15 protein-coding genes are annotated in these 13,905 nt (G+C 43.8%); 6 read left to right on the top strand and 9 right to left on the bottom strand.

What is annotated here, in order from left to right:
• Position 1: 1 nt before the first annotated feature.
• The gene (locus Q4592_RS08575; protein ID WP_303511962.1) at positions 2–841 is read left to right on the top strand and encodes a nitrate- and nitrite sensing domain-containing protein; all 840 of its coding nucleotides are present in this window, start codon (positions 2–4) and stop codon (positions 839–841) included.
• Between the two features lie 8 nt (positions 842–849).
• Here Q4592_RS08575 and Q4592_RS08570 read toward each other — a convergent pair whose 3' ends face one another.
• From Q4592_RS08570 to hpt, 4 genes are read right to left on the bottom strand one after another with little or no spacing between them, the layout of a single operon-like run.
• Positions 850–1,512, bottom strand: coding sequence for a tRNA (guanosine(46)-N(7))-methyltransferase TrmB (locus Q4592_RS08570; RefSeq protein ID WP_303511960.1), 663 nt, complete (start codon positions 1,510–1,512; stop codon positions 850–852).
• Positions 1,512–2,279 (bottom strand): ABC transporter permease, encoded by a 768-nt coding sequence (locus Q4592_RS08565; protein ID WP_303512483.1) that lies wholly within the window; start codon positions 2,277–2,279, stop codon positions 1,512–1,514. Before Q4592_RS08565 ends, Q4592_RS08570 begins: the two co-directional genes overlap by 1 nt.
• A 2-nt stretch (positions 2,280–2,281) precedes the next feature.
• Positions 2,282–3,199 (bottom strand): ABC transporter ATP-binding protein, encoded by a 918-nt coding sequence (locus Q4592_RS08560; protein WP_174235958.1) that lies wholly within the window; start codon positions 3,197–3,199, stop codon positions 2,282–2,284.
• Positions 3,200–3,257: 58 nt separating this feature from the next.
• The gene (hpt, locus tag Q4592_RS08555) at positions 3,258–3,788 is read right to left on the bottom strand and encodes a hypoxanthine phosphoribosyltransferase (RefSeq protein ID WP_303511957.1); all 531 of its coding nucleotides are present in this window, start codon (positions 3,786–3,788) and stop codon (positions 3,258–3,260) included.
• A gap of 288 nt (positions 3,789–4,076) precedes the next feature.
• Here hpt and Q4592_RS08550 point away from each other — a divergent pair, with 288 nt between their 5' ends.
• Positions 4,077–4,694: a TetR/AcrR family transcriptional regulator gene (locus Q4592_RS08550; protein ID WP_137673954.1), complete on the top strand. Its 618-nt coding sequence runs from the start codon at positions 4,077–4,079 to the stop codon at positions 4,692–4,694.
• A gap of 31 nt (positions 4,695–4,725) precedes the next feature.
• Here the strand turns inward: Q4592_RS08550 and mpl are convergent, their stop codons facing one another.
• Both mpl and Q4592_RS08540 read right to left on the bottom strand, forming a co-directional pair.
• The gene (gene mpl / locus Q4592_RS08545) at positions 4,726–6,075 is read right to left on the bottom strand and encodes a UDP-N-acetylmuramate:L-alanyl-gamma-D-glutamyl-meso-diaminopimelate ligase (RefSeq protein ID WP_303511954.1); all 1,350 of its coding nucleotides are present in this window, start codon (positions 6,073–6,075) and stop codon (positions 4,726–4,728) included.
• A gap of 68 nt (positions 6,076–6,143) precedes the next feature.
• Positions 6,144–6,476 carry a hypothetical protein gene (locus Q4592_RS08540; RefSeq protein WP_303511953.1) on the bottom strand — a complete coding sequence of 111 codons (333 nt, stop codon included), beginning with the start codon at positions 6,474–6,476 and terminating at the stop codon, positions 6,144–6,146.
• 49 nt (positions 6,477–6,525) lie between these two features.
• Here Q4592_RS08540 and Q4592_RS08535 point away from each other — a divergent pair, with 49 nt between their 5' ends.
• The 4 genes from Q4592_RS08535 to Q4592_RS08520 all read left to right on the top strand — a co-directional run bounded on the left by Q4592_RS08535 (position 6,526) and on the right by Q4592_RS08520 (position 9,454).
• Positions 6,526–6,765, top strand: coding sequence for a hypothetical protein (locus tag Q4592_RS08535; protein ID WP_137673951.1), 240 nt, complete (start codon positions 6,526–6,528; stop codon positions 6,763–6,765).
• An 81-nt stretch (positions 6,766–6,846) separates the two neighbouring features.
• Positions 6,847–7,767 (top strand): hypothetical protein, encoded by a 921-nt coding sequence (locus Q4592_RS08530; RefSeq protein ID WP_303511949.1) that lies wholly within the window; start codon positions 6,847–6,849, stop codon positions 7,765–7,767.
• A 76-nt stretch (positions 7,768–7,843) separates the two neighbouring features.
• Positions 7,844–8,386 (top strand): YtfJ family protein, encoded by a 543-nt coding sequence (locus tag Q4592_RS08525; RefSeq protein WP_303511947.1) that lies wholly within the window; start codon positions 7,844–7,846, stop codon positions 8,384–8,386.
• 246 nt (positions 8,387–8,632) lie between these two features.
• Positions 8,633–9,454, top strand: a complete 822-nt coding sequence (locus Q4592_RS08520) for a TIGR03899 family protein (RefSeq protein WP_303511946.1) — start codon at positions 8,633–8,635, stop codon at positions 9,452–9,454.
• A 70-nt stretch (positions 9,455–9,524) separates the two neighbouring features.
• Here Q4592_RS08520 and Q4592_RS08515 read toward each other — a convergent pair whose 3' ends face one another.
• Genes Q4592_RS08515 through Q4592_RS08505 form a run of 3 tightly spaced genes read right to left on the bottom strand, consistent with a single transcriptional unit; the run spans position 9,525 to position 13,763 of the window.
• The gene (locus Q4592_RS08515) at positions 9,525–10,277 is read right to left on the bottom strand and encodes a phosphoadenylyl-sulfate reductase (protein WP_303511945.1); all 753 of its coding nucleotides are present in this window, start codon (positions 10,275–10,277) and stop codon (positions 9,525–9,527) included.
• Positions 10,270–11,973 carry an assimilatory sulfite reductase (NADPH) hemoprotein subunit gene (gene cysI, locus Q4592_RS08510; RefSeq protein WP_303511944.1) on the bottom strand — a complete coding sequence of 568 codons (1,704 nt, stop codon included), beginning with the start codon at positions 11,971–11,973 and terminating at the stop codon, positions 10,270–10,272. The genes Q4592_RS08515 and cysI overlap by 8 nt, the downstream gene beginning before the upstream one ends.
• Positions 11,973–13,763, bottom strand: coding sequence for an assimilatory sulfite reductase (NADPH) flavoprotein subunit (locus tag Q4592_RS08505; RefSeq protein ID WP_303511942.1), 1,791 nt, complete (start codon positions 13,761–13,763; stop codon positions 11,973–11,975). Before Q4592_RS08505 ends, cysI begins: the two co-directional genes overlap by 1 nt.
• Between the last annotated feature and the right edge of the window lie 142 nt (positions 13,764–13,905).

Raw genomic sequence — 13,905 nt, 5'->3', positions numbered from 1 at the left:
TATGAACACTAGCGCCATTATTGCCACCAGCATACTAAGCTTATTGAGTCTTGCGGCCATTGTGTCTTGGCTTTTAGCCAAACGCCGAACGCAACAACAATACGCCGGTCTTGCGGCCCTTAAACAACTAAAAAACCTGGTGGTGGCAATTCAGAAACATCGCGGGTTAAGCTGCGCCTTTCTCAATGGAGACCAGCAACAGATCCATGCCTTAGAGCAACAACAACGGGAAGTAGCCAAAAGCCAACAACTGCTCGCCGACAACAGTTTTGTCGCTAGCCAATCTCGTTGGGACAGTTTTCTGCAGCATTGGCCGCGATTACAACAAAGCTGGAAAGAGAACAATTTAGAAAACAACATTGCCCAACACAGCTTAATGATTAAGAACTTGCTGTTTTTATCACAAGATTTGGCGGGGTTTTATTGCTTAACCACGCTAAGCAAACAACACAAAAACATTGATTTTTTGTGGCACGAATTGCTAGAAACAGCGGAATCGATTGGCCAAGTAAGAGCTCTAGGCACCGGCTTAGCTGCCGCCAAGAAAAGCAGTAGCGTGGAGCGAATTCGCTTAGCCTTTTTGCATAACAAAATTTCGCAAATAGATGCGAAATCGCTAAACCACTTTGCCAATAGCTTTGTGCCAGACGATCCTGCCTATCAACCGCTGCTTGAGCATTTACTCACCACCATAGATGAAGAGCTGATTAAGAAGCCTAATCCGTCTATTTCTGTGAATGAGTATTTTAAGCAGGCCAGTAAGGTTCTAGACGGGCTTTACCAATTATTTGATGCCGGTATCGCCCATTTAGAAGCTCAGCAACACGCTAAGCATGAGTAAAATTTAGCTTAAGATAAGTGGCTTTGCAGCTGCCAAAGCTGTTGGCCACTATTTTGATATTTACGCTCAAATGCCGTAATCGGCTTATCGCTCTGATAAGAATTGAGCTCGCTGTTGTAACCCGCCATTGTTAAGGCAATTTGGAACTCTTCTAAGTAGGTCGCCCAATTGCTACGTAACTCCAGCTTTCCGCCCAGCTTAAGCATATAAGGGAATACTGCACTACCGTGCCAACGGCGCTGCAAGTGGCGCGATTTAGGCCAAGGATTAGGGTATAAAACATAATGATGGCTTGGCTGCCAGCCAGCTTCTAGTGCTAGCCGCCAAAAATCATTCAAGTCCACCTGCAATAGCAAATAGTTTTGCCCTGCTTGGTCAAAATGTGCCTGATGTTTAGTGAGCCGGTGAGCAGACTTGTCCATCCCTATCACCAAGGCTTCTGGGTGCAACTCAGCCAAAGCAGCGGTACTTACACCGGTGCCGCAGCAAGAATCGAACACCAAGGGGCGACCCGCGGCTTCGACTTGCTTTTCCAATTGATGAAAAGCATCTAGGGTATGTTGCTGATAAGGCTTTTGAAAAGGCTCATCAAGATGACGTTGTACCACCTTGCGTAAGTTTTCGTGAATGCCCTGCTGATTAGAGCTAACGCTTCGAGAGTTACCTTCCATTAGGCACGTAACCCGTAACCACGTTTAATCAAGATAAACGCCCACGTGTATAGAATAATGATAGAGCCAATAATCATGCTAAATGATAACCATAGCGATACGTCACTAATCCCTAAAAAGCCAAAACGGAACGCATTTACCATGTATACAATGGGGTTGATTTGCGACACGCTCTGCCAAAAATCAGGTAACAAACTGATGGAATAGAATACACCACCTAGGTAAGTCAATGGGGTCAATATAAAGGTGGGGATAATGCTAATGTCATCAAAAGTATTGGCGTAGATGGCGTTGATTAAACCACCTAAAGAAAACAATACCGAGGTTAGTAGCACGGTGAGCCCAATGGCCGCAATGCTATGTAACTGCAGTGGCACAAAAAACAGCGACACTAGGGTAACAATAAAGCCCACGATCAAACCACGTGTTACACCGCCGCCCACAAAACCCAAGATAATAATATAGTTAGGTACTGGAGCAACTAGCAGCTCTTCGATATTGCGTTGGAATTTGCAGCTAAAGAAAGATGAGGCAACGTTAGAGTATGAATTGGTAATCACCGACATCATAATCAAGCCAGGTACAATAAACTCCATGTAGCTATAGCCACCCATTTGACCAATACGAGATCCAATCAAATTACCAAAGATCACAAAGTACAAGCTCATGGTAATCGCCGGTGGCACTAAGGTTTGCACCCAAATGCGGCCAAAGCGAATAATCTCTTTGGTTAAAATACTTTTTAAAGCGGTGCCATATAATGCCAGTTTCATGCTTGCCTCCCTTGCGCCACTAGGGTCACAAACAGCTCTTCCAAACGGTTAGCCTTATTGCGCATACTCTGCACTACTACCCCATTCTCATCTAATAAACGAAACACTGAGTTAAGCCCTTGGCTCTTTTCTACATCCACTTCTAAAGTATGTTTGTCTATTAAACGAGTAGTGAAACCGTTTAAAGCAATGGCTTGGTGGTCGCCTTGAATATCGAAAATAAAGGTTTCAACATTTAGCTTAGAAAGCAGTTGTTTCATTGAGGTATTTTCTACCAGCTCACCTTTATCGATGATACCGATGTTACGGCACAACATCTCCGCCTCTTCAAGGTAGTGAGTAGTTAGAATAATGGTAATCCCTTGCTTGTTTAGCTGTTTCAAGAAATCCCACATAGAACGGCGCAACTCAATATCTACACCTGCAGTAGGCTCATCTAAAATAAGTAGCTGAGGTTCATGCATTAATGCTCGCGCAATCATTAAACGGCGTTTCATGCCACCCGACAACTCACGGGCTCGAGCATTGCGCTTTTCCCACAAATCTAACTGCGATAAGTACTTCTCAGCACGCTCCATCGCCAACGGTCGTGGCACACCGTAGTAACCTGCTTGATTCACCACAATTTGCAGCACTGTTTCAAACTGGTTGAAGTTAAACTCTTGAGGCACTAAACCCACATAAGATTTGGCGGCTTCTAGGTCGGTATCAATATCGTGACCAAAAATCGTCACGCTACCTTCGGATTTATTTACCAAAGAGGTAATCACCCCAATCGAGGTTGATTTACCCGCACCATTTGGCCCAAGCAGTGCAAAAAAGTCACCCTGCTCTACCACTAAATCAAAGCCTTTTACCGCTTGCACACCACCGGGGTAGGTTTTCTTCAAACCTTGAATTGCTAATGCCTGCATAATCACTACTTAATTAAGGATAAAAAAATGGGCCCTTAGGGCCCGATGATAACTCGCCTTAGTCTAGCGGTATCACTTTGCCCACATAGGGTAGATTGCGGTAGTACTGGTCAAAATCAAGCCCATAACCAATAACAAATTCATCGGGGATACTGAAGCCAGCCCAGTCAACCGGAACTTCTACTTCACGGCGAGAAGGTTTGTCTAGCAAGGTGCAAATAGCCACACTGTTTGGCTCACGCAACGACAACATTTCACGTACTTTGCTCAAGGTATTACCGGTATCGATAATGTCTTCAACAATAATTACATCACTATCTTTAATATCATCATCTAAATCTTTAAGTACCCGCACATCACGAGTACTTACCATGCTGCTACCGTAACTAGATACAGTCATAAAATCTAAGATTAGACTACGGTCAATTTTGCGCGAAAGATCCGAAAGAAAAATGCACGAGCCGCGTAACAACCCCACCAGCACTAATTTTCGATCAGAGGTATAAGTAGCAGTAATTTCTTTGCCAATCTCTGCCACTCGCTGAGCAATTTCTTGCTCGCTGATCATTTCTTCTACGCGATGTTTCATAATTTGAACCTATTCATTAGCTGTTTATGTCAGCAAAAACCTGTTTAGCACGGATGTAAAAAAATAAAAAACATAGGAATTATCAATAAAATAACAAACAAGTCATTAGTTACTTATGTCAATAACTATTATTTAGCTTGTAAATACACTATTATTTAATTGAAAGGCATTCAATCGTTCATGGTTCTTTTACACTGAACGGCACATTTTAGATGATTTTCATCAAAAATGGTAAGCAAGAAATGCCTATTAAAATAATAAATGAAATAACAAACGCGAGAACAAACTATGCAAACTAGCACATTAAGACGCCGTACCCGGTTGTCGCCGGAAGTTCGCCGTAAGCAGCTCATGCAATGCGCTGTTGAAATCTTTGCCCGTCGTGGTATTGGTCGTGCCGGTCACGCCGAAATCGCTGAACTAGCAAACGTATCGGTAGCGACCGTTTTCAACTACTTCAATACCCGTGAAGACCTAGTAGACGCTGTCCTTTCTGAAGTTGAACAGACAATGTTAAACTTGGTTGAGCAAACCTACCCAACTGATGAGAACGCAATTACTGCGGTTCAGCACCACTTATCAGCCTTGGTTGAGTTAGCCTACAGCAACTCAGATGTTATTCACATTTGGTTAGAGTGGAGCTCTTCAGTTCGTGAAGACGTATGGCCACGTTTTAGCGCGGTAATGGCTAAAATTAACCAACAAATTGGTGAAAGCATTCAAGCTGGCTTTGACAGCAAAGAAATCAGTAGCGCGCTAAATGCACTACAAGCTGCTCAAGCGATTAACGCAGGATTGTACCTTGCAGTACAAATGATTAATCGCCCAGACAGCCCAGAGCGTCAAGAAGTGGTAGATTTCTTGAACGACTTTGTATTGTCATTATTGCGCCCGCCGGGCAAATAAGCACAGCTAAAGGGGCCTAAGGGCCCTTTTTTTATCGGCTTAGTACCTGCACTAACTTAGCGTGTATCCCTTCAAAACCACCATTACTCATCACTAATATTTGATCGCCACTCACTAACAAGTTTTTAATCTCAGCGACAATTTGATCAACAGAGCTGCATACTTTTGCTTGCTTAAGATGCGCCGCTGTATCTGCAATGTATTGATTATGCTCATCAGGTTGATACAAAAAGACTAAATCGGCTTCTTGCAAACTCATCGCGAGCTTTTCTTGATGTATTCCCATCTTCATGGTGTTTGAACGCGCTTCTAATACCGCAATAATACGCTGTTTAGATACCTGAGCCCGTAAACCCTCTAAGGTACTGGCGATTGCACTAGGATGATGAGCAAAATCATCAAACAAGCGTATTTCATTCGCCTCTGCTAACAATTCTAAACGACGCTTTGGCGGAAGAAATTTCTGCAAGCTCTCAATCGCTAAGCTTGGCAATACACCTACATGCCTAGCGGCAGCAATTGCCATTAGTGCGTTTTCAGCATTATGTTGGCCAATTAAGTCCCACTCTAACTGGCCCTGATGTTCACCATTTAAAACTATCGATATTTCACTGCAATCGCTTTTCATAGCCTGCCATTGCCACGCTTCACCTTCTCCGCTTTGTTCCAATTCAGACCAGCAACCTTGGCGTAATACCTGCTGAATAGCTTGATTGTTTTTTGGTGAAATCACTCTTCCGGTTGACGGGACAATACGTAATAAGTGATGGAATTGTTTCTGGATAGCAGCAAGATCGTCGAAGATGTCGGCATGATCAAACTCGAGATTATTTAAAACGAGTGTTCTTGGTTGGTAATGAACAAACTTAGATCGCTTATCGAAGAAAGCACTGTCGTACTCATCAGCTTCCACCACAAAAAAAGGAGTATCACCTAAACGGGCCGAGCCCTGAAAATTGCGCGGAACACCACCAATTAAGTAACCAGGTGACATCCCGTTATCTTCTAGTATCCAGGCTAGCATACTGGCAGTAGTGGTTTTCCCATGGGTTCCGGCCACCGCGAGCACCCAGCGCTGCGGCAAGATATATTGCTTGAGCCATTCTGGACCAGAGCAATATTTAAGGCCTTTATCTAACACATATTCAACACAAGGATTACCGCGACTCATGGCATTACCTACCACCACTAAGTCAGGTGCGGGATCCAGCTGAGAAGGGTCATAACCTTGAATGAGTTCGATACCAAGCGACTCCAGCTGAGTGCTCATTGGAGGATAAACGTTTAAATCACTGCCAGTCACTCGCATGCCTGACTCGCGCGCCAACATGGCTAGACCGCCCATGAAAGTGCCACAAATACCTAGAATATGAATATGCATAAAATACAGTGTGTTCGAGACTAAAAACCTGGGTCTAGGATAGCATTTAATGTAGCCAATTTTGCCAGCTATTGCGCATTTTCAGCACTTGATTGAGGAGACGGTACTTCAATGTATAGTTGCTGTTGCTGATAACGGTAAGGTCGATACCAATTTAACCCACATTGATAATCACCATTAGCGCTAAATACGCAACCTACAGGTAGTTCACGTAGCCATTGCAATTGAGCCTCTGTTCGCAATTGCTCTTGCCAAAGATGCTGCTCAAGCAGTTCTTTTTTTAACTCAAAGGCGTCTACTTTGTTAGGGTCAGAGCTTTTTTGCACAATAATAGGGCCTGCACTAGCACCAAAGCTGGCGAAAAATAGGCTGATAAGCAGGTAAATCAGTCGACGTTTCATAAGTTTTTCATCTACAATCTTAATCCTTTTAAATTTTAGGTGATTGCTCATGATTAAGCACGTTGTTATCGCATTTTTTACCCTTCTATTAATGGCTTGTAGCCAAGCGTCAGAGCCTCTGCTCAAAGCTGACGGGGTATGTGAAGAGCCGCGCCCTGAGATTTGTACCATGCAATATGATCCAGTGTGTGGCGAAGTGAATGGTGAATTGAAAGAGTACGGCAATGCCTGTTCAGCCTGTGGCGATCCTGAGCTAATGTCTTATCAAGAAGGCACCTGCCCAGAGTAACATTCTATTAACAATAATTAGCAATATCGCCAATCAGTGCTATTTACTTAAGGTATAGCTAAATGGTACTGAGAGGCGTTTATGATTCGTTCTGCAGGCTTATTCGCAATATGTTTAAGTAATTTACTATTTAGCAATCAATCTCTTAGTATCACAACACCCGGCGAGATTAACGATAATACTTTTTATGGAGAATGGCAGTGGGCTGATACTCATGGCGACTCTCAGCAGCTGCAACTGCAATTTTCAGAAGAATTAGTTAACCAGTCTGAAGTGGAAACCTTTCGCATCAGCTACAGTTTAACTTACCCCTCACAAGCGATTAGCGCCTACTTAAGCCCTCGCTTGGAGCATGCGGTATCGATGATTAACCAATACGTCGATGACCCTGAAACACGCCTAGATGACATTTTAGAAGCGCTACGCAGTGATAATGGCAGTCCTTCATCTAAAATGCTTTGGGACGCATATGAGCAATACACTCAAGACGCTTTTCGCCACTTAAGTCTACTTCCTTGTTTACATCCTCAAGGCGCGCAATACCCCTGCGTACGCCCTAACTACTCACAGCTTTTTTATCAAAATAGATCGCGAGTCAATCCGCTAATCGAGCATTTTCAGCAACAACAAGATCTCAATCGTTCCTTGGCTGAAGTGCAAGCTTGGTTACTCACTATTCCAACCAAACAAGAAAACAACTACAGCTTCACTTCTCCGGTGGACGTACTTAAAGATAATCGCGCAGACAGTGACGAACGCGCGTTATTGTTAGCTCTGGTTCTTAGCGAGTTAGCCCCCAATCACCCTATATATATGGTCTACCCCGCTGATAGCGTAGGCAGCGCCTCTCCGGCTTGGCTGACGATTGATGCCAGTAGTGGTATTGAAGGACCAACAATAATGATTGATGAACATCCCCACACGCTAGTTTCAGGCTCTTCAGAACTCATAAAAGAGATGTTGCTCGCAGATGTGCAATTGATAAGCGATGCACTCTATTAACCAATGTTAGTTTTTTGTTATAAATGTTTCACACAGGTCTGACCTGATTAGTGCTGCTAACCACAAGGAATTCGACGTGAAACATTTTTTATTACTATTAAGTTTTCTACCTGCCTGGGCGATGGCGCTCAATATCAATCCTGGTAACTCTGTGCCCAATATCAACATCGACAATGCGGGAGAGTTACAGCTGACTGAAGGTGATATCAGCTATAGCCCTTGGAGCACCCAACAGCTCAATGGCAAAGTACGCCTTATCCAAGCAATGGCCGGGCGCACCAGCGCCAAAGAACTTAATGCGCCAATGATTGAAGCAGTAAAACAAGCTGAATTCGGTAACGATACCTACCAAACAGTTACCATCGTAAACTTAGATGATGCCATTTTTGGTACCTCTGGATTTGTAACAGGCAAAATGAAAACCAATAAAAAGAGTTTTCCTAAAGCCAGCTTTGTTATAGACAAAAAAGGCGATTTATTTGATCTGTGGAAAATTAAAGCGAAGTCTTCAGCCATTATATTGTTAAATGCAGAAGGTGAAGTATTGTTTGCTAAAGATGGCGAGCTAAACCAGCAGGAAATTGACCAAGTGATAGGCTTAATTAAAGCCAATATCTAAACTCAAAAAAATAGGCGTAAGTTATTTACGCCTATTCAAACATTGTCATAAGTACCAGTAGACTGACCACATACACGCTCATTAACACCGTTAATAGCTTGTGTTGCTTTGTCCATACGGTAAGGTTTTTTAACACAGCTACCTCCCAATCAGCCAGTTAACCTAAATTTAACACTTTTAACAATGAATGCAAACTTGCTTTATCAATGAATCCCCAGTAAAAATGAGCAATCGAGGGAGTATTTCATGTCTGACAAGCCAATCATTGAGAACAAAAACAGCCAAGTAGAGAACACTGCATTGCAGTTAGCTAAATTAGCTAAACAACGAGGTTTAGATGCATTACTACAAAAAGACAAAGTGCCGTCTACTTGGTCACAGCGAGCTCAGGCTCGAGCTATCGTTGAAAAAGCAACTCAACAACAAAACTTAGAAAGGATCATTTATTTCTCTGCCCAGAAAACCAGCGAACAAGATGCGGGCAGCGAACCCGATGCTGATTGGATGACTGAATTTTTGCACTTGGCCAGTAATACCCAAGTGAAATCGATGCAAATGTTATGGGCAGACATACTGAGTCAAGAACTCTCCACACCAGGAAGCTTCTCGGTAAAAGCCTTACGTACGTTAAAGCTGATGACACAGCGCGAAGCCAAGTGGTTTCAGTCAGCGTGTGAGTTAAGTTCAACGATAGGTGGGGAAGCAAACAACAAGATTATTACCGGTATCGTCCGCCCTGCCAGTAATTTAGGTTTAGTAAGAGCAAAGCTGGATAAAATCAGCTTAGGCCAACACCGTATGCCTTATCACCACGTTCTGCAACTCACCGAACTAGGGTTGTTATTTGATAGGGAGCTGGAAATACGCCCTTCTGCTCATCACGATACGCCATTAATTCATGGTGAAGCCCACTATAGCCTAAGACCGCGATTTAAAGGCTGTAAGTTGATTTACCACCGTTTTACACCAATTGGTGATGAGCTAGCTCAATTAATTAACAAGCAGGCTCTGTCGTCTTATCAAGAGCAATTGGAACAATTGCTACACAATTACTTTGAGCGCAACTAAGCTCTGTAGAAATAAAATCAGCACTTATAAAAAACGCGGCTTAAGCCGCGTTCTTTATATTGGTAGCCGTTTAAATACCGCTTCCAGCCACCTCTTCGTGAATGCCACACTCACGTTTCAAGCCAAAGAAGCGAGTATCTTCTTCCGTCATGCCCGCTTGCAACGGCTGCGAAGTTTGCACATCACCCACCGATACATAACCTTCTTCCCATAAGGGGTGGTAAGGCAAGTTGTGCTCTTTTAAGTAGTAGTGCACGTCTTTATTGGTCCAGTCAATAATCGGCAGTACTTTGAAGGCACCATTTTGAATCTGCAATACAGGCAAATCAGTACGGGTTGAAGACTGACTGCGACGCAAGCCAGAGAACCAGCTCTTCACTTCGAGCTCTTTAAAAGCACGTTGCATAGGTTCTACCTTGTTTAAGGTATTGTATTGCTTTAAGCCCTCTACACCTTGCTCCCAAAGCTTGCCAAAGCGCGCCTCTTGCCAAGCATTTGATTGCTGCGACTTATACACCTTCAAATTAAGGTTTAAGCGGCTAGCCAGCTCATCAATAAAACGATAGGTCTCAGGAAACAAGTAGCCAGTATCGGTTAAAATAACCGGAATATCAGGTTTAATCTGAGTCAGCATATGCAAACTCACCGCAGCTTGAATACCAAAACTAGAGGTTAACACCACCTGTTGTGGCAGATTATCTAAGGCCCAAGCAGCGCGCTGTTGAGCAGTCATGCCCTCAAGCTCTTTGTTTACATCAGATAACTCAGCAATACGCGCTTCTACAGGAAGCGCAGCCAATTGCTCTAAATCGAAGTTAGTCATGAAAATCCCTAACGCTTACTTTTACTTCAGCGACAATACCTACACGAATAACAAAGTCACCAAAAGCTTCATCTTGCTCACGTTCCTTAGACCAGCGCGCTATCAATCCGTCAAATTCAGACAAGATTTCCTGCTCACCAATACCCTCTAAATAGAGTTTTGGAATACGTGTTCCGCTTTGGTTACCACCTAAATATAAATTGTACTTACCAGGGCCTTTGCCTACTAAGCCTGCTTCGGCCAACATAGAACGACCACAACCGTTAGGACAACCAGTAACCCGTAGAATGATGTGTTCTTCACTCATATCATGCTTAGCCAGCAACTGCTCTACGTCATCAACCAAACCAGGTAGATAACGCTCAGCTTCTGCCATTGCCAAGGGACAGGTAGGAAATGCCACACAAGCCATTGAGTTGAAACGCTGAGGGCTATGACCATCGTCAATTAAACCATGTTGGCGAGCCAGTTTTTCAACTTTGGCTTTATCTTTAGCCGCAACGCCGGCCACAACCAAATTTTGGTTAGCGGTCATGCGGAAATCCCCTTTATGGATCTCAGCAATTTTCGCTACGCCTGTTTTTAAGGCTTTTTCTGGATAATCTAACAAGCGACCATTTTCAATAAATAGGGTTAAATGGTGTTTACCATCAATGCCTTCTACCCAACCAATACGATCACCACGAGAAGTAAACTCATAAGCACGGCTTTCTTCAAAGGTTATCCCGGCGCGCTTCTCCACTTCTTGCTTGAAGGTATCAATGCCTACTCTATCAAGGGTGTACTTGGTTTTAGCATTTTTACGGTTAACTCGGTTACCCCAGTCACGCTGAGTCGTCACTACTGCAGCAGCTACCTCTAAGGTTTTGTTTAAAGGCACAAAACCAAAATCATCAGCACGGCGCGGGTAAGTAGACTTATCGCCATGAGTCATGGCTAAGCCACCACCCACCAGCACGTTAAAGCCAACTAATTTACCATTGTCGGCAATGGCCACAAAGTTAAGATCGTTTGCGTGTACATCAATATCATTACTCGGCGGAATTACTACCGTGGTTTTAAATTTACGCGGTAAGTAATTCGAACCTAAAATTGGTTCTTCTTCGCCACCTTCTACTTTTTCGCCGTCTAACCAAATCTCTGCATAAGCGCGAGTTTTAGGCAATAAGTGCTCACTAATTTTAGTGGCCCACTCGTAAGCTTCTTGGTGCAGCTCAGACTCAACAGGGTTGCTGGTACATAGTACGTTTCGGTTAACATCACCGGCAGTAGCGATAGAATCAATGCCAATGCTGTTCAGCGTTTGGTGCATCAATTTAATGTTTGGCTTTAACACGCCGTGAAACTGAAAAGTTTGACGGGTGGTTAAGCGAATACTGCCATACATGGTGTGATCAGCGGCGAACTTATCAATCGCTAACCATTGTTTTGGCTGAATAATGCCACCCGGCATACGAGCCCGTAACATGACATTATGCAGCGGCTCTAATTTTTGTTTAGTACGCTCTGCTCGAATATCACGGTCATCTTGTTGGTACATGCCGTGAAAACGAATTAACTGGAAGTTATCAGCGGTGAATCCACCGGTAATGCGATCTCCAAGATCTGCTTCAATAGTGCCACGCAAAAGGTTACTTTCTCGCTTTAGGCGCTCATTATCTGACAACTTGCCTTCAACAATTAGATCCGAACTCATTAGTAAACATCCTTTTGGTAACGCTTAGCACTACGTAACTGTTTTAAATACTCTTCTGCTTGCTCTGGGCTTTTAGCACCCTGCTCTGCAATAATCTCTAAGAGGGCTTGGTGAACATCTTTCGCCATGCGATTTGCATCACCACAAATGTAGAGGTGCGCCCCCTCTTCTAGCCATTGATAAACCTCAACGGCATTTTCTTTCAAGCGGTCTTGAACGTAAACTTTCTCAGCTTGGTCACGCGAGAACGCCACATCTAACTTGGTTAACAAGCCAGACTTTAAGTAACCCTGCCATTCTGTTTGATACAAGAAATCTTGAGTAAAGGTTTGGTCACCAAACAACAACCAGTTTTTGCCTTCAGCATCGCTGGCGTCACGTTGTTGTAAAAATGCGCGGAACGGTGCAATACCTGTACCAGGCCCCACCATAATCACTGGGGTATCTGAGTTGCTCGGCAGGCGGAAGTTGTCATTGTGTTCAACAAACACTTTTACCTGTGCGCCTTCTTCTGCACGGGCGCCTAAAAAGCCTGATGCTCCGCCTAAGCGCTGCTCATCACCTTTTTGGTAGCTCACTACGCCCACCGTTAAATGTACTTCTTCTTCCACTTCGGCTTGGGCCGATGCAATAGAATACAAACGTGGCGTTAACTTGCGTAGCGCGTCTACAAAATCTTGAGCACTTACCTTGGCTTTTTTCTCTAGCAATACATCAATTACTTGATGATTAGCCGCATACTCACGTAGCTTATCTTTATCAGCAATCACTGTTTGCAATTTCTTGCTAGCAGACCAATTGGCCCATGCTTCTACAAAAGCACCGCTAGTTTGGGTAATTTCTAGTTTCTCAGCCAAGGCCTCAACCAGTGTGAGTTGCTGGTCATCAAGGCTAACCGTTTCATCGGCCGCCAAGCCAAGGCGAGCAATAATTTGTTCAACTAACAACTTATCATTTTCAAACCATACACCAAGTGCATCACCCGCTTGATATTGGATTCCTGACTCGCCCAAATCAATTTCTACATGGCGAACATCTTTAGCTGAATCTCTGCCAGTAATTTTTTGGCTTAAGCTTAACTCTGCGGCATAAGGATTCTTTTTATTGAACTGGCTGGCTGCAGGTGCATTCACAGGCAAACTAACTACCGAACCACTTGGCTCTGCACTTAAGGTTTGCTTAATCTCATCTAATGCTTTTAAGGTCCAAGCGTCGGCATCTTTGTCGTAATCAACATCACAATCAACACGCTCAGCGACACGCTCGGCACCTAAGGCGGCTAAACGTTCGTCAAAATCTTTACCGGTTTGGCAGAAAAACTCGTAACTAGAGTCACCTAACGCTAAAACGCTGTATTTTAGGTTATCTAGTTTTGGCGCTTTTTTAGAAGCTAAGAACTCATGAAACTCAATCGCGTCATCAGGTGGCTCGCCTTCGCCATTGGTGCTGGCAACAATCAATAAGTGAGTTTCATTTTTCAAGCTTTTCGCTTTGTAGTCAGCCACGTTAACTAGTTCAGCATTAATGTCTTTTGCTAGTGCAGCTGCCTTTAACTCTTCAGCAACACCTTTGGCATTACCCGTTTGCGAAGCATACAAAATAGTGAGTTTGCCAGCTGGTTGTGCTGAGGCCAACGGCGCAATTTGCCCGGCTGTTTGTCCAACACCGGCAAGGTAACCACTTACCCATGCCAGCTGAGTTACCGATAGCTCTGCCGTAGCCTGTTGCAGCAGGCTAACCTGTTGCTCAGACAGTGGGCTAGCCAATGACGAAAGTTCCTTTAACAACATTTTTTATCGCACCCTAGAATCACAATTGCAGCTAGTCTACCCAAGCTTGAGTCACCACAATAAAGAATAAAACGGGATTTTTTATAACCGTAGGTAATATACGGCCTTATTCAGCTGCCATTTTCGCTCACAATTTACACTA

Origin of the sequence: Agarivorans sp. 1_MG-2023 (genome assembly GCF_030548385.1) — a bacterium.
Lineage (GTDB): Bacteria > Pseudomonadota > Gammaproteobacteria > Enterobacterales > Celerinatantimonadaceae > Agarivorans.
The sequence above is the reverse complement of the archived record's forward strand: the minus strand, read 5'-3'. Positions and strand labels throughout refer to the sequence as shown.